The 25981-nt window shown below is 46.0% G+C and carries 24 protein-coding genes and 1 tRNA gene; 7 read left to right on the forward strand and 18 right to left on the reverse strand.

The annotated features are described in order from the left end of the window. Positions 1–66 precede the first annotated feature (66 nt). The 9 genes from LPB140_RS08375 to gatC all read right to left on the reverse strand — a co-directional run bounded on the left by LPB140_RS08375 (position 67) and on the right by gatC (position 8688). The gene (locus LPB140_RS08375) at positions 67–654 is read right to left on the reverse strand and encodes an ATP-dependent Clp protease proteolytic subunit (RefSeq protein ID WP_418346546.1); all 588 of its coding nucleotides are present in this window, start codon (positions 652–654) and stop codon (positions 67–69) included. A 205-nt stretch (positions 655–859) separates the two neighbouring features. Beyond that, a complete protein-coding gene (gene tig / locus LPB140_RS08380; RefSeq protein WP_072559443.1) occupies positions 860–2347 on the reverse strand; it encodes a trigger factor in 1488 nt (495 codons plus the stop codon). 89 nt (positions 2348–2436) lie between these two features. Then, positions 2437–2521, reverse strand: a tRNA-Leu gene (locus tag LPB140_RS08385). 87 nt (positions 2522–2608) lie between these two features. Next, on the reverse strand, positions 2609–3394 hold the full coding sequence (locus tag LPB140_RS08390) for a hypothetical protein (RefSeq protein WP_072559444.1): 786 nt from the start codon (positions 3392–3394) through the stop codon (positions 2609–2611). After that, complete coding sequence (locus tag LPB140_RS08395) at positions 3391–4548, reverse strand: M48 family metallopeptidase (RefSeq protein WP_072559445.1); 1158 nt, start codon at positions 4546–4548, stop codon at positions 3391–3393. Before LPB140_RS08395 ends, LPB140_RS08390 begins: the two co-directional genes overlap by 4 nt. Next, positions 4545–5288: a hypothetical protein gene (locus LPB140_RS08400; RefSeq protein WP_156874177.1), complete on the reverse strand. Its 744-nt coding sequence runs from the start codon at positions 5286–5288 to the stop codon at positions 4545–4547. Before LPB140_RS08400 ends, LPB140_RS08395 begins: the two co-directional genes overlap by 4 nt. 138 nt (positions 5289–5426) lie before the next feature. Beyond that, on the reverse strand, positions 5427–6902 hold the full coding sequence (gatB, locus tag LPB140_RS08405; RefSeq protein WP_072559447.1) for an Asp-tRNA(Asn)/Glu-tRNA(Gln) amidotransferase subunit GatB: 1476 nt from the start codon (positions 6900–6902) through the stop codon (positions 5427–5429). A gap of 2 nt (positions 6903–6904) precedes the next feature. Next, positions 6905–8386, reverse strand: coding sequence for an Asp-tRNA(Asn)/Glu-tRNA(Gln) amidotransferase subunit GatA (gene gatA / locus LPB140_RS08410; RefSeq protein WP_072559448.1), 1482 nt, complete (start codon positions 8384–8386; stop codon positions 6905–6907). After that, a complete protein-coding gene (gene gatC / locus LPB140_RS08415) occupies positions 8386–8688 on the reverse strand; it encodes an Asp-tRNA(Asn)/Glu-tRNA(Gln) amidotransferase subunit GatC (protein WP_072559449.1) in 303 nt (100 codons plus the stop codon). The genes gatA and gatC overlap by 1 nt, the downstream gene beginning before the upstream one ends. Positions 8689–8857: 169 nt before the next feature. Here gatC and LPB140_RS08420 point away from each other — a divergent pair, with 169 nt between their 5' ends. From LPB140_RS08420 to LPB140_RS08435, 4 genes are all read left to right on the forward strand, one after another. Beyond that, positions 8858–10108: a DUF3089 domain-containing protein gene (locus LPB140_RS08420; RefSeq protein WP_072559450.1), complete on the forward strand. Its 1251-nt coding sequence runs from the start codon at positions 8858–8860 to the stop codon at positions 10106–10108. After that, positions 10108–10584 carry a Holliday junction resolvase RuvX gene (ruvX, locus tag LPB140_RS08425; RefSeq protein ID WP_072559451.1) on the forward strand — a complete coding sequence of 159 codons (477 nt, stop codon included), beginning with the start codon at positions 10108–10110 and terminating at the stop codon, positions 10582–10584. The genes LPB140_RS08420 and ruvX overlap by 1 nt, the downstream gene beginning before the upstream one ends. A gap of 69 nt (positions 10585–10653) precedes the next feature. Continuing rightward, positions 10654–11649, forward strand: a complete 996-nt coding sequence (locus LPB140_RS08430; RefSeq protein WP_072559452.1) for an aspartate carbamoyltransferase catalytic subunit — start codon at positions 10654–10656, stop codon at positions 11647–11649. Next, positions 11646–12881, forward strand: coding sequence for a dihydroorotase (locus LPB140_RS08435; protein ID WP_072559453.1), 1236 nt, complete (start codon positions 11646–11648; stop codon positions 12879–12881). Before LPB140_RS08430 ends, LPB140_RS08435 begins: the two co-directional genes overlap by 4 nt. A 39-nt stretch (positions 12882–12920) precedes the next feature. On the opposite strand, the gene LPB140_RS08440 is transcribed toward LPB140_RS08435, so the two are convergent. Genes LPB140_RS08440 through LPB140_RS08450 form a run of 3 tightly spaced genes read right to left on the reverse strand, consistent with a single transcriptional unit; the run spans position 12921 to position 15761 of the window. Beyond that, positions 12921–14276, reverse strand: coding sequence for an SPOR domain-containing protein (locus tag LPB140_RS08440; protein ID WP_072559454.1), 1356 nt, complete (start codon positions 14274–14276; stop codon positions 12921–12923). Positions 14277–14312: 36 nt separating this feature from the next. Next, positions 14313–15029: a hypothetical protein gene (locus tag LPB140_RS08445; RefSeq protein WP_072559455.1), complete on the reverse strand. Its 717-nt coding sequence runs from the start codon at positions 15027–15029 to the stop codon at positions 14313–14315. 12 nt (positions 15030–15041) lie between these two features. Further along, positions 15042–15761: an AAA family ATPase gene (locus LPB140_RS08450; RefSeq protein ID WP_072560704.1), complete on the reverse strand. Its 720-nt coding sequence runs from the start codon at positions 15759–15761 to the stop codon at positions 15042–15044. Between the two features lie 216 nt (positions 15762–15977). On the opposite strand from LPB140_RS08450, the gene LPB140_RS08455 reads away from it, so the two are divergent. Continuing rightward, positions 15978–17147 (forward strand): SPOR domain-containing protein, encoded by a 1170-nt coding sequence (locus LPB140_RS08455; RefSeq protein WP_232223383.1) that lies wholly within the window; start codon positions 15978–15980, stop codon positions 17145–17147. A 50-nt stretch (positions 17148–17197) separates the two neighbouring features. On the opposite strand, the gene LPB140_RS08460 is transcribed toward LPB140_RS08455, so the two are convergent. Beyond that, positions 17198–17749, reverse strand: coding sequence for a hypothetical protein (locus tag LPB140_RS08460; protein ID WP_156874178.1), 552 nt, complete (start codon positions 17747–17749; stop codon positions 17198–17200). Between the two features lies 1 nt (position 17750). Further along, entirely contained in the window at positions 17751–18140 is a 390-nt protein-coding gene (hisI, locus tag LPB140_RS08465) for a phosphoribosyl-AMP cyclohydrolase (protein WP_072560706.1), read from the reverse strand. Between the two features lie 150 nt (positions 18141–18290). Between hisI and purF the strand changes: the two genes are divergently transcribed. Together purF and LPB140_RS08475 are read left to right on the forward strand one after the other, a co-directional pair. Then, positions 18291–19766, forward strand: a complete 1476-nt coding sequence (gene purF / locus LPB140_RS08470; protein ID WP_072559457.1) for an amidophosphoribosyltransferase — start codon at positions 18291–18293, stop codon at positions 19764–19766. Positions 19767–19772: 6 nt separating this feature from the next. Further along, positions 19773–20483 carry an SDR family NAD(P)-dependent oxidoreductase gene (locus LPB140_RS08475; protein ID WP_072559458.1) on the forward strand — a complete coding sequence of 237 codons (711 nt, stop codon included), beginning with the start codon at positions 19773–19775 and terminating at the stop codon, positions 20481–20483. Here the strand turns inward: LPB140_RS08475 and LPB140_RS08480 are convergent. The 4 genes from LPB140_RS08480 to LPB140_RS08495 are packed head-to-tail and all read right to left on the reverse strand — an operon-like array spanning position 20480 to position 25869. Continuing rightward, the gene (locus tag LPB140_RS08480; RefSeq protein ID WP_072559459.1) at positions 20480–21877 is read right to left on the reverse strand and encodes a cryptochrome/photolyase family protein; all 1398 of its coding nucleotides are present in this window, start codon (positions 21875–21877) and stop codon (positions 20480–20482) included. The genes LPB140_RS08475 and LPB140_RS08480 overlap by 4 nt on opposite strands. Then, the gene (locus LPB140_RS08485) at positions 21867–22955 is read right to left on the reverse strand and encodes a metal-dependent hydrolase (RefSeq protein ID WP_072559460.1); all 1089 of its coding nucleotides are present in this window, start codon (positions 22953–22955) and stop codon (positions 21867–21869) included. The genes LPB140_RS08480 and LPB140_RS08485 overlap by 11 nt, the downstream gene beginning before the upstream one ends. Continuing rightward, on the reverse strand, positions 22955–23998 hold the full coding sequence (locus LPB140_RS08490) for a 2-oxoacid:ferredoxin oxidoreductase subunit beta (RefSeq protein WP_072559461.1): 1044 nt from the start codon (positions 23996–23998) through the stop codon (positions 22955–22957). Before LPB140_RS08490 ends, LPB140_RS08485 begins: the two co-directional genes overlap by 1 nt. Beyond that, positions 23995–25869, reverse strand: a complete 1875-nt coding sequence (locus LPB140_RS08495; protein WP_072559462.1) for a 2-oxoacid:acceptor oxidoreductase subunit alpha — start codon at positions 25867–25869, stop codon at positions 23995–23997. The genes LPB140_RS08490 and LPB140_RS08495 overlap by 4 nt, the downstream gene beginning before the upstream one ends. Positions 25870–25981 lie beyond the last annotated feature (112 nt).

Raw genomic sequence — 25981 nt, forward strand, 5'->3', positions numbered from 1 at the left:
TTGACAATATCGCACCAAATATACAACTATATTTACCAAGAATATATCTGGCGCGTAAACTATATATTATGCCTTATCCGCACTATCGCCTGTAACCGGACGTTTATCAAATACTTCGTCAACAAGACCAAATGCTTTGGCTTCATCGGCTTCCAAAAATGTGTCGCGATCCATCGCCTTTTCAATATCCTTTAATGGCTTGCCGGTATATTTGGCATATAAATCATTCATTCTGCTACGGATACGCAATATTTCCTTTGCCTGAATTTCAATATCAGAGGCCATGCCCTGTGCCCCGCCCGATGGTTGATGAACCATGATCCGCGCATTGGTTAGCGCATAGCGCATGCCTGGCTCACCAGACGCCAAAAGAAAACTACCCATTGATGCCGCCTGACCGATGCACACGGTGCCAACACGGGGGCGGATATATTGCATGGTATCATGTATCGCCATGCCAGCCGTTACTACACCACCCGGTGAGTTAATATACATCCAAATATCTTTTTTCGGATTGTCGGATTCCAAATATAAAAGCTGCGCCGTAATTTCTGCAGCCATTCGGTCCTCAACACCGCCAGTCACAAAAATAATGCGTTCCTGTAAAAGCGCAGAAAAGATATCGAAAAAATCTTTCCCCCGATTAGAGGGCATCCCAACTGCAATCGCCTTTGTTATCAATTCTGCATTATTTTCAATTATGCTCATTTTATCGCCTTAATTTATTATTTGAATATTCTATCCACTACATTGCGCCGACAAGATAAAGTTTCAAGTGCTTTAATGATATGCGCAATAATAAAGGGCAGAAGATTTACATCCCCTGCCCCAAATTTGATTAATTTTTACCTAAATTAGATTATTTTTTATCTTTTTTAGGGGCAGCTTTTTTCTTTGCCGGCTCTTTTTCAGCTGCTTCTTTCTTAGGAGCAGCTTTTTTTGCGGCTGGCTTTTTATCTTCTGCTTTTTTTGCAGGTGCTTTCTTTTTCGCAGCAGCTTTTTTAGGAGCAGCCGTTTCTGGATCAGCCTCAATTGCTGCTTCTAATTCTTCTTTAGTAACAACTTTATCGGTTACTTCAGCTTTATCGAACAAGAAATCAACAACCTTATCTTCAAATAAAGGTGCACGTAATTGCGCAGCAGCCATCGGATTTTGCTGCAAATATTCAACAAAGCGGCGGCGATCTTCTTCACGATATTGTTGCGCAGCTTGCTGAACCAACATGTTCATTTCTTGCTGACTTACCTCTACGCCATTTGCCTGGCCGATTTCAGAAAGCAATAATCCCAAACGAACACGGCGCTCAGCGATTGAACGATAATCTTCGCGCTCATCTTCCATTTCTTTTTTGGCCGCTTCGACATCTTCTTCGCGTGCAGCTTCTTGTTCCAATTGCTGCCAGATTTGATTAAATTCTGCCTCAACCATTGATGGCGGCACTTCAAAATCATGCGACGCAGCCAAACTATCAAGCAATTGACGTTTCATATAGGTGCGGGTCAAACCGTTAAGCTCTTGCTCCAATTGACCTTTCATCAAACCTTGAAGCTGCTCTAAGCTTTCAAGCCCGAATTTCTTCGCCATTTCATCGTCAATTTTGGTTTCGACTGGTTTACGAACTTCGACAACTTTAATATCGAAAACAGCGTCCTTATCGGCCAAATCCTTTGCGCCATAATCGGCTGGGAATTTAACCTTTACTTGACTTTCTTGACCAGCTTTCAAACCGATCAATTGGTCTTCAAATCCGGGGATAAGTTGGCCTGAACCGATTTCAACTGGCATCGCTTCACCCTTGCCACCTTCAAAGGCAACATCATCAACCTTGCCTTCAAAATCGATAACAACTTGATCACCCGATGCTGCTTTATAAGTTTTTGCCGCAGCTTCGAAGCTTTTTTGACCTTCGGCCAAACGCGCAACAGATGCGTTAACTTCTTCTTCGCTAGGCTCAACGGTCATGCGGGTAAGTGTCAATCCATCAATTGATGGCAATTCAATGGCAGGCAAAATTTCAAAATGCACATCTACATTTGCATCATCGCCCTGTTTATAATCATGATCCAAATGAACATGCGGCTGAGTCGCAGGGCGCAAAGAATTTTTGTTAATCGCATCATCAACAGATGATTGGATCATCGCATTTAATGCGTCTTGATGCAGGGCATCACCATGCATTTTACGAACCAAATTTGCAGGAACTTTTCCTGGACGGAAACCCGGCATTTTAATTTGCGGCGCAACCTTTTTTACTTCCTCGCCGATACGCGCATCAATTTCTTTTGCGGTAATGGTGATTTTAAAAGCGCGCTTAAGGCCTTCATTCAATGATTCTACGATCTGCATTTTTCTGCTTACTCTGTCTGAAAGGTCGCCATATGGCGCCCTATATGATCTGTATTAAACCTTGAGAGGGCCAAATAACCCCCTCAATTTGGTGCGGGTGAAGGGACTCGAACCCCCACATCGTAAGATACTGGTACCTAAAACCAGCGCGTCTACCAATTCCGCCACACCCGCCCGGGTTAACGGTTGAATGCCTCTAACCAGAAAATCATCACAGGGCAAGTGCTGATAATGACATTATGTCATCAAATCGCAATATAGCTATTCATCTTCTTTCTTTTTTTTGATTTTTCCAAATTTCACAGAAGCAACAATTGCCTTATAGTCAGCATAATTTGCTGAAAAATAATAATTTTCTGGCGCCTGATATAATATCATGTAAAATTTATCGTTCACAAGAGCGGCAATCGCCTCTCCTCTTCTTTTTACCTGATCAATCAAAGAAATTGATGTAAAAGTAAATTTTACGGCCTGTTTACCGCCCAATTTATCCAATTTCATTTCCTCAATATTCCAATTTCGTTGATATTGAGAATCATAGAGCCAACGCATAGTTAATATAGGAATATCAGCTATTAATATTGCAGGGCGCTGCGATTTGGGATCTTCCGGCTCACTTCCCAATGCTTTTTTAACGCTGGCCGCCACATTCTCTAAGGATACATCATCTTCTACTGCTTCATCTTCTACTGCTTCTTCAGACGCATCTTCTTCGGCGGTTAATTGAATAACTTCCTCTATGACTGACACTGAATCCTCAATGCTTACCGAACCAGTCCAAAATATAATTTGGTTTAAATTTGGGCCATCCAACGTCCATTTTGCTTTTGAACCATTATAGAAATTACGCTCTTCATTCCAATTTATTGACGGCCGAAGCTTTAAGGCAGATTCTTCAAATTGATATTCCTTATTCGCCTCTACCAATTCATATTGCCCACTATTCATATTAATGGTTTTGGCGTAAGAATTTGCTATAAAATTCGGCGCAAATAGGATGGACAAGCCAATTAAATAAGCAGATTTCTTATATAAATCCCTCTTCATTTGCCCTGCCCTATATATAATTTAATAATATCTGCATCATTCGCATTGGGAGAGAGCATTATATATTTTGCCAACGCCGCTGCGGCTTCAATTTTATGATCTTGCCGATAATATAATAAACCCAATGAACGCCAATTTAGCGCGTCTTCCGGATTATTTTGTGATATTTTAACAAAAATATCTTTGGCTTTTTCTATTTCTTTTTCATTCCATTTAACACGAACATTTTCCGCCCAAATATAATCGGCGATGCCGGGATTATCGATATTGCCAAATTTATCTAAAAAATATTGATTTTCTTTTTCTGAGCCATTTAAAATTTGGTCTTCAAAAAATTTTGGCCGCCATTTTTCCATAATTTGATCAAAACGCGCTTCATCAATGATTTTATCGCTTTTCGCCATAATTTGTGAGCGCCGGGCCATTTCCACCATCCGCTCCGTTGGGGATGGATGCGTTGCGAAAAAGCCATCCTCCATTCTATCCGTTATGGACTTACCATATTTGGCTTCTACTTCTTCGCGGATTAAATACCATATTTTTGACGCCTCAATTGGATCATATCCTGCATTTGCCATTAAAGATAATGAGCCATAATCGGCGTCACGTTCCATTTCGCGGCTATAATTTAATACCGAACCCATAATGCCAAATGCTGCGAATATACCAAGGGGGCTGTTTGATAACAAAAGAGCAGCATCCATTTTTGACCGCGCATTTTGTAGTGATTGAATGCTGTGCCGGTTTTTATAATGCACATATTCATGCCCGATTACTGCGGCCAATTGTGCCTCATTCTTTACCCGCAATAACAAACCGGACCATATTGTCATCGTGCCATTTGGCGCCATTGTTGCGTTAAAATCCGCCTTTTGTATGATATAAATTCGCACATCGCGGCACTCATCCTGCCCCACCATCGCGCAAAAAATATTGCGAATATAATCGTTTAGCTCCCTATCTCGGATAATAAATTGCGAATTTGCAATATCGCGCTCCTCTATATCGGCGCTAAGCCGCAGGTCGCGTTCCTCCCTTTGCAGCTGATCAAGATTATTTGATTGCGCAAATGACGGCGCTGCCATCACCACCAATGCAGCGCAGATTAACGCTCTTATCCTCACTTTACGTTTAAATATGCGATTTTTTATCATGGTGTTGCCACCTTATATTTGTGCATATTTTCTTTAAATAAAGGAAAATCGCGCATCAAATCCTTTAACCGATCGGACATTCCTTCTTGCTGGCGAATATCTCCATCAAGATTGGAATCTTCATTATACCAAATAATATCACCGCTCCTCGCCTCAATTAACGCGGCATAGTTAAGGCTTGTTGAAATAGAGCCGCCAAAAACACCCCCGCCAGTAAGCGCATGATTCACCAATTTACTTCGACTGCCATAGCTATCTTGAATACTGAAAATGACGATATAATCGGGCTGCTTATTATCAGGCACTTGAGATGTTTTATTTAAAAATCCTTCACCGACCGTCCAAATATTAAGGAAGTTGCGCCAATTTTCCGGATCGCGTCCGGTGGGCAAGCGGTCCTTTGACATGCTGGTCACATTTATCGTTGCTTTTACGGCATCAAATAAATGCCATTTTGCGCTATCCACAAATAAATTAGGCTGTGTATAGCCAATGGATTTTATATCATATTGCCAGTCATTTACCTGTGCCAAGCTATTGATGCTGGCCGCTGCATTATTAGTGGCCAATTCGGTCCAATCACCATTAACAATTTCAATATTGCTGGAGCTGGACTTACTAACAATCACATCGCGGATTAAGAAAGTAATATTGGGATTATCGGCATTTATTATTTCTATATCCTGCCGCGCCACAACCTTTGCAGATATTGACGCAGGCGATAGCGATAAAGCCGTCACAAATGCAGATATTTTAAGCAGATTTATAATCTTTGGCAATAAACTTCAACTATATAGCTAATGATATAAATAGTTTATAGCAGACAAAGAAAGCGTCAAGCCATTCATCAAAAAATATATTTAAGCCAATAAATTATATCAGCTTAAATATTTTTTCAAAAGCTCATTCACAACCTGTGGATTTGCCTTGCCCTGCATTGCCTTCATTGTCTGGCCCACAAAGAAACCAAGCAAACGGTCTTTGCCCGATTTATATTCGGCGACCTTATCTTGATTTGCCTCAACAATTTTGACAATTTCCGCCTCAATCGCGCCAGTGTCAGATTCCTGTTTTAACCCGCGATCTTCCACAATTTTTGTTGCGCCATCGCCGGTTTCAAGCATGATTTCAAAAACATCCTTGGCGATTTTACCCGAAATCGTGCCATCTTTAATAAGGCCGAGTAATTCAGCAGCCTGTGCCGCGGAAACAGGACTTTCGTCCAATCCTTTGCCCATTTTATTCAGCGCACCGAATAATTCCGACATTAACCAATTGGACGCGGCCTTTGCATCTGCGCCCGCCGCCATCATATCTTCAAACCATGCTGCGGTTTCCGCCTCTGCGGTTAAGACGGCGGCATTATATGCGCTAAGGCCGAGCTCATTTTCATAACGAGCCCGCTTTGCATCGGGAAGCTCTGGCAATGATGCGCGGCATTCATCCAAAAATGCATCGTCCAAAATAACGGGTAGCAAATCAGGATCGGGAAAATAACGATAATCATGCGCATCTTCCTTTGACCGCATCGACCGTGTTTCCATTTTATTGGGGTCAAACAGGCGGGTTTCTTGAACCACTTCGCCGCCATCCTCAATCAAATCAACCTGACGGCGTGCTTCAATCTCCACAACCTGCATCAAAAAACGGATGGAATTCACATTTTTTGTCTCGGTCCGTGTGCCAAACTCCTCGCCCGGTTTACGCACAGATACATTGACGTCGGCCCGCATAGATCCTTGTTCCATATTGCCGTCACAACTGCCGACATAGCGAAGAATAGAGCGCAATTTTTTGACATAAGCCCCAGCCTCAGCCGGTGACCGCATATCCGGCTTTGACACAATTTCCATCAACGCCACACCGCAACGGTTTAAATCAACATAGCTCATCGTGGGATGCTGATCATGCATTAACTTGCCGGCATCTTGCTCCACATGGATACGCTCCACGCCAATTTTTTTGGTTGGGCTATTGGGGTCTTTTTCATCCAAAGTAACCTCAATCTCACCTTCCCCCACAATGGGATGATAAAGTTGAGAGATTTGATATCCCTGCGGCAAATCGGCATAAAAATAATTTTTCCGATCAAAACGCGAATATTTGTTAATTTCAGCGCCCAATGCCATGCCCGTGCGAACCGCTTGGCGCATACATTCACGATTTGGCACAGGAAGCATTCCGGGCATTGCCGCGTCGATTAAGCTAACCTGTGTATTTGGTTCTGCTCCAAATTCGGTGGATGCGCCGGAAAACAGCTTTGATTGAGTGGATATTTGGGCATGAACCTCTAGCCCGATAACCACTTCCCATTCGCCCGTTGCGCCATGAACGCGATATGTTGATTCTGTCATACTCACCACCACTTCTTTGGTTGCGCCACAAATCCAGCGCGCTCTTCAATTGCAAGGCCGGCATTTAACACGCCCTGTTCATCCAATTGATTACCAATAATTTGCAAACCAAGCGGCAACCCATCCTTGTTCAATCCGCATGGCACAGACATGGCAGGAAGCCCTGCCAAAGATGCAGGAACTGCGAACACATCGTTCAAATACATCGCCAATGGATCTTCGCTATTTTCACCAAGCGGGAAAGCAGCGGTTGGTGTGGTAGGGGCCAATATGACATCACATTGGGTAAAAGCCTCGGCAAAATCGCGCGCGATTAAGGTACGAACCTTTTGCGCCTGTGTATAATAGGCGTCATAAAAACCAGCAGAAAGCACATAAGTGCCAATCATAATCCGGCGTTTTACCTCTGGCCCAAATCCTGCGGCACGGGTGGCTGCATACATATCCTGCAGGCCCGCGCCATCGGGCAAATCACGAAGACCATAGCGCACACCATCATAACGCGCCAAATTGGACGAAGCCTCCGCCGGTGCGATAATATAATAAGCAGGCAGCGCATATTTTGTATGCGGCAGAGAGATTTCAACAATCTCTGCGCCCGCATCTTTCAGCCACTCAATTCCCCTATCCCAGCTTTCCAAAATGTCGGCGTCCGTACCATCCATGCGATATTCCCTGGGAACACCCACTTTTTTACCCCGCAAATCGCTGTTCAACGCGGCTTCCCAATTTGGAACGGAAAGATTTAATGATGTGCTATCCTTTGGATCATAACCCGCCATCGCACCAAGCATAATGGCGCAATCGCGCACATCATGCGCCATTGGCCCCGCCTGATCAAGCGAGCTAGCAAAGGCAACAACACCCCAACGAGAGCATCGGCCATAGGTTGGCTTTATTCCCGTAATTCCAGTAAACGCCGCCGGTTGACGAATTGAACCGCCCGTATCTGTTCCTGTTGCCGCAGGACATAAACGCGCAGAAATCGCTGCCGAAGAACCACCCGACGAACCGCCCGGTGCGCGATCCTTGCCATCATCCAGCTTCCATGGCGAAATCACATTGCCAAAATAGCTGGTTTCATTGGATGAACCCATGGCAAATTGGTCAAGATTTAACTTGCCCAACATGCCTGCACCCGCCGCCCATAAATTAGCAGAAACGGTCGATTCATATGTCGGTGTAAAACCTTCCAACATTTGGCTGGCCGCCGTGGTTTGCGTTCCATTGGTGCAGAATAAATCCTTCATGCCAATGGGGACACCCGCCATAGAGCCAAGCGCCTTGCCAGCGGCCCTATCTGCGTCCACTGCCTGTGCGGCCTGCACCGCCAATTCAGGTGTTTCGACAATAAATGCATTCAGCGCAGAAGATGCCGCCGCAACATTGGCGTTAAACGCCTCCGCCACTTCAACAGCCTTAAACTCACCATTTGCAACACCATCACGAATGGCTGCAATGCCCAATTGTGTTAAATCACTCATTATTCAATTACCTTTGGTACGCCGAAAAATCCTTCTTCCGCTGCGGGCGCATTGGCCAAAATATCATCGCGGCGCCCACCGGCCGTCAAGGGATCTTCCCCAATAATATCGTCGCGAAGGCGAAGTTCATTTGGGATAACGGCGGTCATCGGTTCAACACCGTTAACATCCACTTCCCCCAATTGATCGACCCATTTCAGGATACCATTTAATTCACCCACCATCGCATCCGCCTCACCATCATTAATGGCAATACGGGAAAGCGAGGCAATCTTCTTTACAGTTGCTTGATCAATAGACATGATTTTTCGCTAGCATTGCGGCGGATATGCTTCAATCAGAATTTTGGCCATTTGCTAATTTTTTTGCTCCAATTGCCTTTATGGAACAGATATTCTAATTGCGCAGTCTATATCATGAAGATTTGCTATTTTTAGCATCATTTATTTTTGAAAAAATTAGGAACAGATTTTGGCTCGTAAATTTTTATATATAATTGCCTTCATCATTGGCATATTTATCGTTGGTGCATTTACGTTAAAAATTTTTGGTGATGAAATTTCTGAATATATATTTGTTCCCGATGTTGCTTTTGTGGAACAAAGGCCGCTTGATGCCAATATATATGAAAATCAAAATATGTGGTTTTCCAAACCAGTAAAAGACAGCAAAGCAAAATTTGACGATCCCAGCCTGTGGCTTCCCCAAATGGCTGATGATAAAAAAGACGATAATGGGGGTGATGTTAAAGTTGATAATAACTCTCCGGCCAATAATATTTCCCAAGATGAAGATAATTCGTCCCCTGTTACGGCCAATCCTGTTACTGCAAATCCTGTCATTGCAAATGATGATATTGGCAATGCCGCGATATTTTTCATCCACCCAACATCATATTTGGCGACCGATAATTGGAACGCCCCATTGGACGACACCGAATCACAGCAGCGGGCAAAAACATTTCTGCGCGGCATGGCCAGCGCCCTGAACAATAGCGGAGAGATTTGGGCGCCACGATATCGTCAAGCAGCCTTTGGTTCATTTTTAACCGATAAGCCAGAGGGCGGCAAAGCAATTGATGCTGCCTACCGTGATGTGGAATTGGCATTTGCTCATTTTATTAAACAACAGCCAAAGGATAAACCCATCATATTGGCAGGACATAGCCAAGGCGCACTGCATTTAACCCATTTGATGAAAAATCATGTCGCAGGCAAATTATTGGCAAAGCGTGTTGTGGCGGCCTATATTATCGGTTGGCCCATTTCCATTAACAATGATTTGCCTTATATGGGTTTACCCGCCTGCAAATCATTATCACAATCTGGCTGTATATTCAGCTATCAAAGCTATGCAGAGCCCGCCGATTATGACAGGGTTGTTGAATTTTATGGCAATAGCATCGGATTTGATGGCAAAAAGCGCGCTTTGCCTATGCTATGCACCAATCCATTAAATGGCGGTTCAGCCCCAAATGCAGATGCCGCCATGAATATGGGCACATTAAAACCAAATGCAGATTTAACAAAGGGGGAGCTTATCGCCGCCTCCGTTGGCGCAAATTGCGATGCAAATGGATTTTTGCTTATTGGTGAACCGCCAGAGCTGGGCCAATATGTGCTGCCGGGAAATAATTATCATGTTTATGATTACCCACTATTTTGGGCAAATATTCGCAATGATGCGAAAACACGCCTAAATTTATATAATAAGGTTTTATAATGGCTGCTGAAATTTTCACCGACAAGCTGGAATTTGCGGCAATATTACCCAATGCTGGTATATTATTGGGGCTTGATGTTGGCTCGCATACTATCGGCACCGCTTTTTGTGATGCGGGTTGGCAATTTGCCTCCCCTGCTTCTTTGATAAAGAGACGTAAATTCACGCAGGATAAAATGCAGCTGGTTGAGCTTATCGCCAGCCGTCAAACAAAGGCGATAGTTATCGGCCTTCCTGTAAATATGGACGGCAGCGAAAGCCCGCGCAGCCAATCCACCCGTGCCTTTGCCAAAAATATCGCCGATTTGGGACTTCCCATATTATTATGGGATGAAAGATGGTCAACACAGGCGGTGGAACGCGCCATGATTGATAGTGATATTAGCAGGGCCAAAAGAGCCCAACGTGTGGACAATGCCGCCGCTGCTTTCATCCTGCAAGGGGCGATTGACGCCATGGCGGCAGGCACATTATAAAATAATCAGTTTTATATTATAAATTGCAGGTTGAGATTTTATATAATCGCGCCTAATAGCATTGCTTTAATGACAATAGAAAATCTAAACCCACATTCGCCCTTCCCAATTGGCGGCGCGGCATTTCCGCACCCACATTTATTGGGTATTTCCGGTCTTAAAAATTGGGAAATCGCCTATATTATTGATCAGGCAGAACATTGGGTAAAGCTTAACCGTTCTGGCGCGTCTAAACATGATGATAGACTGCGCGGCCTTACCATTATCAATGCATTTTTTGAAAATAGCACGCGGACATTGCTTTCTTTTGAAATTGCGGGAAAACGCCTTGGCGCAGATGTGGTCAATATGCACGCAGCACAGTCCAGTGTTAAAAAAGGCGAAACATTAATCGACACCGCCGTTACATTAAACGCCATGCGTGCCGATGCCATCGTCATTCGTCATGGAAGTTCTGGCGCGGTGCAGTTAATTGCCGATAAGGTGGATTGCCCCGTCATCAATGCGGGCGACGGCACGCATGAACATCCGACACAGGCATTGCTTGACGCATTGACCATTAAAAGGCGCAAAGGCCCAATTGACGAACAAATTGTGACTATTTGCGGCGATATTTTGCACAGCCGCGTAGCGCGATCCAATATATTTTGTTTGTTGAATATGGGTGCTCAAATACGGGTTGCTGCCCCTGCAACCTTAATACCTCATGGTTTGGAACAATTGGGCGTAGAGGTTTTTACCGATTTTGATGCCGCGATAAAGGGGGCGGATGTGGTCATGATGCTACGTTTGCAAAATGAACGGATGAACGGTGATTTCATCCCTTCACCACGCGAATATGCATTTTTATATGGCCTTAATGAACAACGGATAAAATTGGCAAAGGATGATGTTCTTATCATGCACCCTGGCCCGATAAATCGCGGGGTAGAAATTACCAGCAGCCTTGCAGATCATGTCACCCAATCGGCGATAAAGGAGCAGGTTGAAATGGGCGTTGCAGTGCGGATGGCCTGTCTTGATATTTTAACGCGTAAAGCGCGCAAGGTTGAGGGTTGGGCATGAATAAAATAATTAAAAATATCGCCCTATTTGATGGCCGTACAAAGCAGGATATTTTAATATCTGACCAAAATATTGCCGATATTAACAAAAATTTAGCCAAAAGTGATGCTGGTAAAGGCCTTTCTGACGCAGATATTATAGATGGGTCAGGATTAACCGCCCTGCCCGCCATTATTGATATTGGTACATTTAAAATTGATAAGGCTGCATTTTTCATGGGCGGGATTGCCCGCGCGGCATTGATGCCCGATCAAAATCCGACCTTGGATGAACCATCGGCAGTAAAATATGCCGCATTAAAGGCAAAGCCAGATCTTTGGATTCATCCAATTGGGGCCGCGACCAAGGGATTGGAAAATCAAAGCATGGCGGAATATGCCCTGATGAAAGACGCCGGCGCACGGGCAATTTCAACAGGCCGTCATTGGATAAGCAATAGCGGCCTGATGCTGAAAATACAGCAATATGCCGCATCATTGGACCTGCCCCTTATCATACATGCCGAGGATTGCGGCCTGACCCACGGGGCAAATGCCACTTCATCGTTAAACGCCACAATATTGGGGATATTGGCCGCACCGCCGCAGGCCGAATCAATTGCCATTGCGCGCGATATTGCATTGGCGGAGATAAGCGGCGCGGCGCTTCATTTTCGTCATGTCACAACCGCCAAATCATTAGACTTAATCAAACAGGCAAAGAAACAGGGATTAAAAATTACTGCGGGCGTTTCGCCTGCTTATTTATTGTTAAACGACATGGCGATTTCAGATTTTCGTACATTTGCCCATTTGTCGCCCCCATTGCGGAGCGAGGATGATCGCTTGGCCGCGCTGGAGGCATTGGCCGATGGCACAATTGATATATTATGTTCCGCGCATGACCCGCGCGATGTCGAAGAAAAAAGATTGCCATTTTCGGACTCTGCCGCCGGTATGGTTGGCGCGCAAAGCCTGCTTAGCCATGGGTTAAATTTGGTGCGTGATGGCGTGATAAATATGGAACGGCTAACGCAGCTTTTATCTTCCAATCCCGCCAAATTACTGGGATTGGGAAATGCCGGAAAATTGGAAAATGGTTTTGAGGCCGATATAATATTGGTTGATGAAGACGCCCCTTGGCAAATTAAATCAGACAATCTTCCTGGATTGGCGGGAAATACACCCTTTGATGGATTGCCCGTTATTGGCAAGGTTCGCCATATGTTAAAGGGCGGAAAATTGCTGTTTTAAGCAAGTTCCCGCCCCATTTAATTTTTATATTATCTAAATTTATTTACGTGCGGCAATTTTTGCGCCGCCATTAGATGCAAATCTTTTTTCGGCGGTTTGCGGTGCTTGGCGCACAATGCAATTGCCACCCTTTGCCTTAATTGTCGCGCACACATCATCGGCAGTTTTCTTATTACCAAATCCGATTGCGGCCAAACGAACCAGTGATTTGCCCTTTACGTTAATGGTAGAACTTGCAGGATCAAATCCTTTCAGCACGCCATATTTTGCCTGATAATGCGACCAAGCGGAATTTGCGCTATTTGTGCTGCTAAATGCGCCCAATTGCACCATATATCCACCATTTGCGGTGCGGCCAACATTGCGCGTTGTATCGGCAAGCGCCAATTTAACAGGCTCTTTCTTTACTGCAGGAGCAGTTGTTTTTTGAACAGGAACTGCCGCAACCTTAACGGGGGTTGATGGCGCGCTAATCATTGCAGGTTTGGATTCTGGAATTTCGACCGAGGATACTCGAACGTCATTTTCCATCGCACGGGGCAATAAATTGCTCGCATCACGCACCGCCGGACCTACGGCGGCTAATTCACCTTCTTGTGAATAGGATTTAACAGGGCTGTTCATCGCAACCGCGCTATTTGCCGGCACCATTGCGCCTTGCAATGCCAATCGTACAGGTTGCCCGCTATCTTCACGTGGAGCAACTCCAAGAAGGCTAGCCACCCGTGTTGAATATGCGCCGGGTCGTGCAATTTGTGCCCATTCAGCAATACGTTGATCCGCTGCTGTTTGTGATAAATCTTGCGATGCCATCAAACGCGCCTCACGCCAGCGACCATCCATTGCATAAGCAAGGGCAAGATTTTGGCGAACGCGCGCGTCGCTATTATCCGCTCTTATTGCTTGCCCTAAAATTTCAACAGCTTTTTTGCTGTCTCCTGCAATGGCCAGCGCCAATCCATAATCGCTCGCAGGAATGATTGAACGGTGCGCCTCCAATAAAGATTTGGCCGAATCTGCCTTATTTTGGGCAAGTCGGGTCAAGGCAAGGCTAATCACCGTACGCGGGTCCACTTGGCCAAGCTCCATGACGTCCATCAACGTGCGTTCCGCCGACGTGTAAAGACCATTTGCCATATAGGTGCGGGCCAATAACATGCGGTAATCAACATTTGACAATTGGCCCTCAACCGCCATTTCGGCATAGCTTAGCGCCTTATCCAATTTTCCTTTGGCCAAATATTTCTCGGCCTTTTCTGCATTTTTCGCCGCGTTCTGTTCTGAACGGTCGGCAACTTTATGCGCAGTGGAAAATCCTAAACTCGCACAGCCCGTTGTGGTCATTCCCACCACGACCGAACTTAAAGCCAGCTTTAAAATGAGATTGCGTTTCATGTCACATTCTTCCTTTCTTAGGCGATAAATCGCCCATCACCGTGCTGCTACTTGCAACGCGAGCGAATCTATTTCTGGCATAGCTGCCAATTTTTCGTTTAATGCTTCCGATACCAATGCTTGCGCTGAACAATTGCTAATCGCACAGGCAAGGCGCAATTTTAAATGGCTTGCTTGGTCCAAACGCAATGTAAATGCCGCCTTGCCCTTGCTCTTTTGCCTTGGCTTTACCTCACGAACAATTTTTTCGCGCTTTTCAGGTTTTAGCTTTGTCGGTTGAGTTGACTTTACCGCTGGCTGCTTTTGCGACTTTGCCAACAATGGCGAAATATTATCGCTATAGCTTTGTTCGATGTTCGTTTCTTGCGTATTTACATCTTGGCTATTATTCGGGGCAATATTGGTTTGATTTTCAACACCGTCCCCCAAAATAGCTGCGTCTTCGCTTTCCAATGAAAGCTGCTCTGCGATACGTTGCTGCTGTAACTTAACTTCTGGCGTGGCATCTGGAACTGCGTTTGCCAATGGGTTCACCGATGGGCGATGATCATAATCCATGGGCGTATTTGGGCTTGGATCGACATCATATCCCATGTCATTCCAGCCGCAATCATCCAGCCCATCAGGGCTCATTTTTTGAAACGCTTCTTGATTATTCACAATAGCGGGCCTGCGCATGGCGGGCCGCGCAGCACCTTTTCTGGCCAACAGACCAGATGATAAAGAGGCAAGAGGTTTAGATGAATCAGTCATGCTATTCCTCCCTTAAGACCCAATGACACGGCGACCAAAACCACCCATTGGGCGGGCAGCGGGCGTTTGATTATGCATCGCGCTTGGTGCGCTAAACACGGTGCGGCGGAAATTTTTCTCTAATCGATCGGAGATATAGGTCCAAAGCTGCTGAACTTCTTGTGAAGAACGGCCATTTGGGTCTACCTCCATCACGGTGCGGCCATCAATCATGGATGCCGCGAAATCTGTTCTATGATGTAATGTTATTGGTGCAACAGTGCCATGTTGGGAAAGGGCGACGGCAGCCTCTGATGTAATTTTCGCCTTTGGCGTTGCCGCATTAACCACGAAAATAAGCGGTTTTCCTGCACGCTCACATAAATCAACGGTTGCACCCACTGCGCGTAAATCATGCGGGCTGGGCCGTGTGGGAACGACGATAAGCTCCGCCACGGAAATAACGCTTTGTATCGCCATGGTAATGGCAGGCGGCGTATCAACCACGGCCAATTTGAAACCCTGTTGCCGCAAAATTGCCAAATCAGATGCCAATCGCGCCACGGTGGTTTGCGCAAATGCAGGAAGGTCTGCCTCACGCTCATTCCACCAATCCGCCAATGACCCCTGCGGATCAATATCAATTAAGACAACTGGACCTGCTCCTGCCAATTGTGCCTGAACAGCCAAATGGCCTGATAGGGTGGTCTTTCCAGAGCCGCCTTTTTGTGATGCCAATGCGAGAACCCGCAACGCCATTCCCCTTTCATAATTAAATCTGAAATGAGGTTTGCCAGAATAGGGCTAATAAGTGGTTAACGCGCCGCACAAAGAATTTACATTTTTTATGCAAAATGGCTTAAACGGCCTGATATTTAACTTTTAAGCCATTTTTATTTAATTAAATAATAGTTATAACGTCATGGTTTCAATGTCGTTCACCATTTATTCGGATTTTTTGGCTATAGAATGAATAAATTATATCACCCTATGGAGCATGTGATGCGCAATTTATCTTTTAATAAAATTTCTTACCCTGCAAAAATGGCTGCTTGCTCAATTGCTTTATGCGCATCTGCTTTTATATTGGGCAATCAGCCTGCAATGGCCTTTCAACCGGTCAAAGAGGGCGTTGATGCATGGACCAAGGGTGAATATGAGGCCGCAGTTAATAAATGGAAACAGCCTGCATTAAATGGTGATGCCGATGCGCAATTTAATTTGGCGCAGGCATATAAATTGGGCCGCGGTGTAGAGGCAAATGTCGACACTGCCTTAATTTGGTATGGCAAGGCCGCTGCACAGGGCCATTTACAGGCAAGTGATAATTATGGCCATATGCTTCATTATAAGGGCAAAATTGCCGAATCCATTCCATATCTATCCGCCTCTGCGGCGCGCGGACAGCCATTGTCGCAATATCTTTATGCCACCGAATTATTTAACGGCACTTTTGTGCAAAAAGATTGGGTGCGTGCCTATGCCTTTATGACCCGTGCATCAACGGCTGGTCTGCCCTATGCAACAAAATCATTAGGACAGATGGACGGTTATATCTCATTAGAAGACCGTCAAAAAGGCACGGTTATGGCCGGCGATATTGAACAACAGGAAAAACAAAATCGCTCGCAGGCAATTGCCGGATTACCCATTGATACATCGCCCGCAGCGCCGATTGGAAAGCCAATATCCCTGCCCCCGTCAAATATTCCCGTGCAGCCGCCAATATCTGCTCCTGCCAATGCGCCAGTTAATGCGCCTATAAATAATGCTGGTAATAAGGGCACATATATTCCATCCGCGCCGGTGCGTTCTGCCCCCGTGACGGCACAGCCTGTCTCGACAAGCCCGCAGCCTAGCTCGGCTAGCCCAATGCCAAGCCAACCCGCAATAAAAACAGCCGCTAATGGCAAATGGCGGGTGCAATTAGGCGCGTTTAGCAAACAAAGCAGTGCAGAGGCATTATGGTTTGATTTGGAGAATAAATTGCCCGAGCTTAAAAATATTCAACCCTTTTTGGTGCCTGCGGGCACAATTACCCGCCTTCAGGCTGGGCCATTTGCTTCGCGTGCAGAGGCGGACAAGCTATGTAATAAGATGAAAAATATTGGTCAGGCATGTTTATCGATGAGCAAATGATGAAGTTAATTTATGGATAAGCTAATGTTTCTAACTATATGGCTTATCCATTAACTACATAGCCTGTCTATATCGCGCCCCTTTACGGACTGTGCGGCGTCCTTACCATGCTCAACAAAATAATATAATGTGCCTGACAGGCTGGCCCGATCGCTGCAATATGATTGGCAAGATGCAGGGACAATGCCATTGATACGCAATTCTGTGCCATCAAATTTTGCCTCTATCACACATGGTTGTTTGGAATTTAATGAAATGGAGAGTTTCTCCCCATCCAGCCTTGCCGTGCCGCTGCCCTCACATTTACTTTCCGGTCCAAATACCGCCAATATTCCAATATTATATTCATCGCCGGATGTTTTAATGGCGCAAAATTTATCTATGCCAAGCTCGCTTCTTTCCTCAAATCGGCCTTCAAAAATAATATTATCTGGGTCGGTGATTAAACCAGCATTTATCGCCAATGCATCCAAAGATGCCTTATCGCTTTCAACTACATCATCCCCGCCCGCCTTTTGGCCACAACCATATAAAAGGGCGGCGCACAGGGCCGTGAAAAATAGGGGCATGAAAAAAAGATAATGATTTTTACGCTTCGTCATTTTAACAATCATCATTTTCAACAAAGGTCAATGCCGCATCCCCCTCAACCCTTCGGTAAAAGCATGAACGGCGATTTGTATGACATGTGGGCCCCTTTGCGACCGACTTAATCAATAAAGCATCCTGATCACAATCAACCAAAATTTCCTCGACCGACAAAAAATGTCCACTTGTTTCGCCCTTGGTCCACAGGGACTGCCTGCTGCGGGAATAAAATGTCACCTTGCCAAGGGATAATGTTTTTTGCAAAGCCGCCTCATTCATATAGCCCAGCATTAGCACATGCCCGTCGCCCGCATCGGTCACAATTGCAGGAATTAAGCCATTTTCGGCAAATTGCGGCGCGAATATTTGGCCGGATTCCAATATTTTTTTATCAATTTTCGTCATATATATTGCATAGCTTAAACAATGATAATTTGACCACAAATTTTTCATTGTAACATCAAATGCTATTCTTTTCTTTCAAGAGGAAGACAAATAGGTTTCAAGCCTCTATAGGGGCATCAATCCAATTTTAAATAGATTCGCGGGCCCATTATGTTGACCACACACCCTTTTGACGATGATAAATTAAAAGAGGAATGCGGCGTTTTCGGCGTTTATAACGTCGATGATGCGGCGGCCATGACCGCATTGGGCCTGCATGCGTTGCAACATCGTGGTCAAGAAGCCGCCGGTATTACCAGTTTTGATGGCAATGAATTTCACACCCACCGTGCTTTGGGCCATGTTGCGGGCAATTTTGACCAAGAAGAAGTTATTGGCAGGTTAAAGGGCAGAATGGCTGCGGGCCATGTACGTTATTCGACCAGCGGGGGAACATCGCTGCGTAATGTGCAACCTTTATATGCCGATTTATCCGTTGGCGGTTTTGCCGTGGCGCATAATGGCAATATTTCAAATGCCGAAAAACTTCGCAAAGAATTGGTTCGGCGCGGTTCTATTTTCCAATCCACATCTGATACCGAAGTTATTATCCACCTTGTCGCGACATCGGGCTTTCGAACCTTGCTTGACCGTTTAATCGACGCATTGAAACAGGTGGAGGGCGCATATTCCCTGATTTGCATGACCAATGAGGGGATGATTGTCTGCCGCGATCCATTGGGTATTCGCCCCTTGGTCATGGGCAAATTGGACGATGGCAATTATATTTTCGCTTCCGAAACTGTGGCATTGGATATTGTGGGGGCGGAATATATTCGCTCAGTTGAACCGGGTGAAATGATTGTCGCCTCCCATAATGGATTAACATCGCATCATCCATTTCCAAAACAGCCCTCGCGGCCATGTATTTTTGAACATGTATATTTTTCACGGCCCGATTCCATCGTCAATGGCAGCAGCGTATATAGTGTGCGCAAGGCAATTGGCGCGGTATTGGCGGAGGAAATTCCGGTTGAGGCCGATTATGTCATCCCCGTGCCAGATAGCGGCACGCCGGCGGCGCTTGGTTATGCAGAGGCGGCAAATATACCCTTTGAATTAGGAATTATTCGTTCGCATTATGTAGGCCGGACATTTATTCAACCGGGCGATGGCGTGCGCCATTTGGGCGTAAAGTTAAAACATAATGCCAATAAACCATTGGTTGAGGGTAAGCGCATTATTTTGGTGGATGACAGCATTGTTCGCGGCACAACCAGCCTTAAAATCGTGCAGATGATGCGTGAAGCAGGAGCGGCAGAGGTGCATATGCGGATTGCCAGCCCGCCAACATCACATAGTTGTTTTTACGGTGTCGACACGCCGGAACGCGAAAAATTATTGGCCAGCCGCTTTACGGTGGAAGAAATGTGCGATTTTATTCAAGCAGATAGTTTGGGTTTTATCTCCATTGACGGCCTATATCGTGCGACCGGTGAAAAAGAACGCAATCAGGCACAGCCGCAACATTGTGATGCATGTTTTACCGGATGCTATCCCACCACCTTGACTGATTTGGATGAGGTGGAGCAGCCCAACCAATTAAAATTATTAAATGAACAAGTTGTCCGCAGCGAAAGGACATAAAAGAAAATGGATAAGATTTTTGACGGTAAAATTGCCCTTGTCACCGGCGCAAGCAGAGGCATTGGCGCGGCAACGGCAAAAAAATTGGCCACGCTTGGCGCACATGTCATCTTAACAGCCAAAAATGATAAATTATTACAAGCCGTTGAAGACGAAATTTTCAAAGCTGGCGGCAGCGCAACCATCGCCCCCATGGATTTAACCGATGGCGAGAATATTGCCCGCCTTGCCGCCGCCGTCACCGAACGGTGGGGCAAATTGGACATTATGATATTAAACGCCGCGCGTCTTGGTTCATTAGGTCCGGTTACCCAAATTGATCCAGTGGAATTTAACAAGGTTTTGACCTTAAATTTATTGTCGGGGCAGGCCGCGATTGCTGCATTTGACCCATTGTTAAAGAAAAGCGATGCGGGACGGCTTGTCGCCCTAACCTCCTCTGTGGGGTCAAAACCGCGCGCATTTTGGGGAGCATATGGGGCCAGCAAGGCCGCCTTGGAAAATTTAGTTATCAGCTATGGCCAAGAGGTAATGAATCTTTCCAAAATCCGCGCATATATTGTTGATCCGGGCCGCACCCGCACCGATATGCGGGCACAGGCCTATCCCGGCGAAGCACCCGAAACGGTTAAAGAGCCAAAAATTGTGGCCCATGCAATTATTGAATTATTATTATCCGATGAGCCAACGGGTTATTTGTTGAAGGTTGATTCTTAACCCTTTATCTGGGCATAGGCGGCAAGCGCTCTTGCCCTTGCCTCTTTATGCCCAATTATTTTACCCGGATAATTTGCCGGTTTCACGCCATATTCTTCTGGATCATGAATATGGGGGTTATCCAAATGGCTAAGTTCGGGCACCCATTTTCGTATATAATCACGCGTATTAAATTTTTCCGATTGGGCCAGTGGCGCCATGATACGTACGAACATATTGCTGTCAACGCCGCTGCCCGCCGTCCATTGCCAATTTATCGCATTGCTGGCATAGTCTGCATCAACCAATGTGTCCCAAAACCATTGCTCACCCACGCGCCAATCAATCAACAAATGCTTGATTAAAAATGATGCGGTTATCATCCGAACACGGTTATGCATCCAACCCGTCGCCCATAATTCGCGCATTCCTGCATCGACAATGGGATATCCGGTTTTCCCCTGTTTCCATGCGGATAAATCCGCCTGAACATCTTCATCATTCAAATCACGCCAAGGGAAATTATCAAAATTTTCCCGTGCATTTTTGCGTCCATAACCGGGATATTGACAGATGATATTTTGCGCATATTCGCGCCACACCAATTCTTTTAAAAATGTGCCAACGCTGCCCCCTGCCGACATCGCCCCATGCCATGCCTGCGCCGCGCTGATTTCCCCAAAATGAAGATGTGGGGATAGGAATGAGGTGCCTGTTATTGACGGGAAATTACGCTGTTCATCATATTTATCCGCATAATCGAAAAATTCGTGCAATCTTTGCGCTGCGCCATGCTCTCCTATGCCGCATTCTCTGTCGCCTTGCCACATATCGCGCATGCCCCCTGCCCAATCGGGCCGGCTGGGCAATAAATTCCAATCCTCCAATTTATCGCTTTCTGGCCATGTTTCCGGAGAGTTAAGAAACGTTGGAGCAGATAAGGGTTCTGCAGGAGGCATATATTGCGCCAATGCTTTCCAAAATGGGGTGTAAATTTTATACTCACCGCCGCTGCCTGTTTTAATGCTGCCCATTGGCATTAAATAATTGCCATGATGCCGCACCAAATTTATTTTTTCAGCCAACATTTTTTCGGCATTTCGCCACCATGGTTCATAATGACGGATGCAATGCACCGATGTAGCGCCCGTTTGCGCGGCCAATTCCGGCAAAATATCGGTAACGTTACCGCGCCGTAAAATTAACCGCGACCCCAATTTACGCAAATCTGCATCCAATGATGATAGCGAATGATGCAGCCACCAACGTGATGCAGCACCCATTTTGCGGTGCTTTGGCGTTTCATCATCCAAAATATAAATTGGGATGACCGCCCCTTGTTCAGCAGCCGCAATTAACGCAGCATGGTCAGACAAACGTAAATCACGGCGCAGCCATAAAATATTAACGCCCATCGGCTTTATCCTGTTCGGGCGTATCCTTTGGCTTATCTAATCGCACATCCTTTGGTGCAGCCAATGGCGCAGATAAATTTTCTTCTTGCGGTAATAATTGCACCCTTGCTCTGAATCTTTCGCTTACCATTGGGTCCGTAAAACGCGCATCGGCAAAAATTGCATATCTTTTGCCGCCTTCAATAATCATGGCATTATGCGGCATACGCGACCAAAATAAAAATGCATCCGCATCCTTATCACGCAATCGAATTTTATCCGGCTTCACAATGGCAGGTGCATGGCGCGCAATAATTATTTCCTTAGATGATGCATATAGCGCGGCGGCATTTTCGCTTAATTTCTTTTCATCAAATAATGAATATTCAAATTGATAATAATTATTTGGTGAACCAAACAATATTTCGCGTTTCCAAAAAAATATGGGCACGGGGTTGGCCACAATTTGGGCCACATCATGAACGCCAACATAATTTCGCAGGGCAATTTTTGTCTCCTGAACCGCATGGCGGCTAAGCGAGATATTGCCCAATATATAAAATAAAATCGCCCCAAAGCTGATAAAGGCAGGAATTTTCCAATTTTCCCTGCCCCCACGCTCTTGACGCAGCGATATCCAAACTCCGGCGATTAAAGCGGCCCATATCCAAATATCGATGATAAAAATGCTGTCCCCATAAAACCAATTGCTGCTAAATGGCTCTAATAACCTAATCCCATAACTGTTTAACCAATCAAGCGCGGGATGCGACAAGCAACCAATATAGGCCAGCGTCAGCAACCATCCTTTATGAATTGGCAGACGGCTTTCGGGGCGTTTTGACCGCCTTAATTGCCAATTATCAAACCATAGCATCATGACCCATAAAATAATGGGAAGCAACAACATGGCAATTGGGCCATGGGTGATGCCGCGTCTGATGGCAAGATGTTGATGGCCGCCAAATAACACTGCCACCGCGTCAATATCGGGAATATTTGCCGCGATGATAAGCGTGGGCATAGCCAAACCGGTCTTACGCTTTAACCCCATTTGGCCAAGCAAAGCACCGGTTAAGCTGTGCGTTAAATTATCCATTATAATTCTGGGCCATCTGCTCCATGTTCATTCATGCCCACTGTCCATGTTTGCCCCTTGGCAAGAAGCTTGCTTAAATCGGCAACCTTGCCTGCGCTTGCGGCCTTATTTTGGGCGACAACCGCATCTTCAAATGTTTCACGCGGATCATCATATAACACGCCTAGCGCCATGGGAAATTCGCCAAATGGCATTTCGACAAGCATATGGGCAATGGAACGATTGGTCACATCATGAACAATCACATTCGCGCCCTGCCAATCGCCATCAACGACATCCACTACCTTTAATGTTAAGGCATCGCGGTCAAGGCCAATACCCTTTGTGCCGCCGGCGAATAGCATGGGTTCACCATTTTGCAGCCATAATTGGCGGTCCTCCGCCCCCTTTGGCGCGGCGAAATCTTGAAACACATCCTTATTATACACAATGCAATTTTGGAATATTTCAATAAAGGCTGCGCCCTTATGCGCATGGGCCGCCTTCAATACATCGGGCAAATGTTTGGACACGTCAAAACCGCGCGCCACAAAACGAGCGCCCGAACCAAGCGCAAAGGCACATGGCCGCGCAGGATGGTCAACCGAGCCATAAGGGGTGGACGGGCTGTTTGTACCCTCCCGGCTTGTCGGAGATGCCTGTCCCTTGGTAAGGCCATAAATTTCATTATTAAACAACATGATTTGCATATTCACATTGCGGCGAAGCACATGCATCATATGATTGCCGCCAATGGAAAGCCCGTCACCATCGCCCGTTACCAACCACACATCAAGCGCGGGATTGGCCAATTTTAATCCCGTTGCAAATGCAGGCGCGCGCCCATGAATGGTATGAAATCCATAGGTTTCCATATAATATGGAAAACGTGAGGAACAGCCAATGCCCGAAATAAAAACGGTATTGGCGGGATCGCCGCCCAATTGCGGCATGGTGCGCTGCACCGCCTTTAATATCGCATAATCGCCGCATCCAGGGCACCAGCGCACCTCTTGGTCGGTTTCCCAATCTTTTAGGGTGGTCACTTTGGTCATCTCGTTCATGATAACGCCTCCTCGATTACAGCTTCAATTTCCGATATGGTAAATGGCTGTCCTGATACTTTATTATATGGTTTGCAATCGACCAAAAATTGATCCCGCAATATTGTTTTCAATTGCCCCGTATTCATTTCCGGCACAAAAATCTGATCAAAACTTTTCAGCAAATCGCCCATATTTTTGGGCATTGGCCAAATATGACGGATGTGCACATGGGCCACATCCAATCCCTTGGCACGCATACGTTTCACCGCCTGATGAATCGGGCCAAAAGTGCTGCCCCAACCGACCAGCGCCAATTTCGCGCCCGCATCGCCAAGGCAGACAGATTGATCAGAAATACTGTCCGCAACGCCATTTATTTTTGCCTGACGAATGTCGGTCATCGCCTGATGGTTTTCCGGAGCATAGTTAATATGTCCGCTATCCTGCGCCTTTTCAATGCCGCCAATACGGTGCATCAATTCAGGTGTGCCGGGCTTTACCCATGGACGCGCCAATTTTTCATCACGGCCATATGGCTTAAACCCATCATCGGGTGCTTTGGTCATAAATTCTACAGGAAATGGCTCATATTCGGTTAAATCTGGCACTTTCCAAGGTTCGGCTGCATTGGCGACATAGCCATCGGTCAACAGCATAACCGGTGTCATATATTGCACCGCAATGCGCACCGCCTCTATCGCTGCATCAAATGCATCAACGGGTGAATTCACCGAAATAACGGGCATTGGTGCATCGCCATTGCGGCCATAAACCGCCTGATACAGGTCGGACTGTTCGGTTTTGGTCGGCAGGCCAGTTGATGGACCGCCGCGCTGGCTATTCACAATGACAAGCGGCAATTCGGTCATCACGGCAAGGCCCATCGCCTCTCCTTTTAAGGCAATACCGGGTCCAGAAGAGCTGGTAATGCCAAGCGAACCTGCATAGCTTGCCCCAATGGCCGCGCAAATGGCCGCAATTTCATCCTCGGCCTGAAATGTTGTAATATCATATTCTTTTAACCGCGAAAGATGATGCAAAATCGCCGATGCGGGCGTGATGGGATATCCGCCAAAAAATATAGGTAGCCCCGCCAATTGCGCACCTGCCACCAAACCAAGTGAGATTGATTCCGCCCCCGTTACGGTGCGATATAGGCCCGGTAAAGCAGGCGCAGGATCAACCTGATATTGTTTTAATGGGCCGGAAAGCTCCGCCGTTTCGCCATAGGCATGGCCCGCATTTAACGCGGCAATATTTGCCTCTGCCAATTCGGGTTTTTTGGCAAATTTACTGTTCAACCAATCAATAATGGGTTGGCGCGGACGGCCAAACATCCAAAGCGAAAGGCCCAAAGTCCACATATTTTTACAACGAAGCGCCTCTTTATTGCCCAATCCAAAGGGCTTAACCGACTCTAGGGTAAGTGCACTAATATCAAATGCCAATAATTGCCATTTGGCAAGACTGCCATCTTCCAATGGGTTGCTGTCATATTTGGCTTTGTCCAAATTTCTTTTGGTAAATTCGCCGCTATCCGCGATAATCAATCCGCCCTCGCGCAGCGATTGAACATTTACTTTCAATCCAGCAGGGTTCATCGCAACCAACACATCGGGCCGATCGCCAGCTGTATTAATTGCTTGAGAACCAAAGTTAATTTGGAACGCCGATACGCCAAATAATGTGCCTTGCGGCGCGCGAATTTCCGCCGGAAAATCTGGGAAAGTCGCCAAATCATTTCCCGCCAATGCAGTGGACAGGGTAAATTGCCCGCCAGTCAACTGCATACCATCGCCGCTATCGCCCGCAAAACGAACAACAACTGAATCGCTATGTTCCGTCTGACGTCCTGTAATAACCTGCACGTCTGCGCTATTTTCACTCATTTTTTGATAATCCCGCTATAAAAATATATAATTCATGCCTAATCGGCTTTTTCCAATTGTGCAATTTAGAAAAACTAAATCATAGCGCAGCAATGCTATATGGCATATAATA

This window comes from Sphingorhabdus lutea, assembly GCF_001889025.1.
GTDB classification, from domain to species: domain Bacteria; phylum Pseudomonadota; class Alphaproteobacteria; order Sphingomonadales; family Sphingomonadaceae; genus Sphingorhabdus_B; species Sphingorhabdus_B lutea.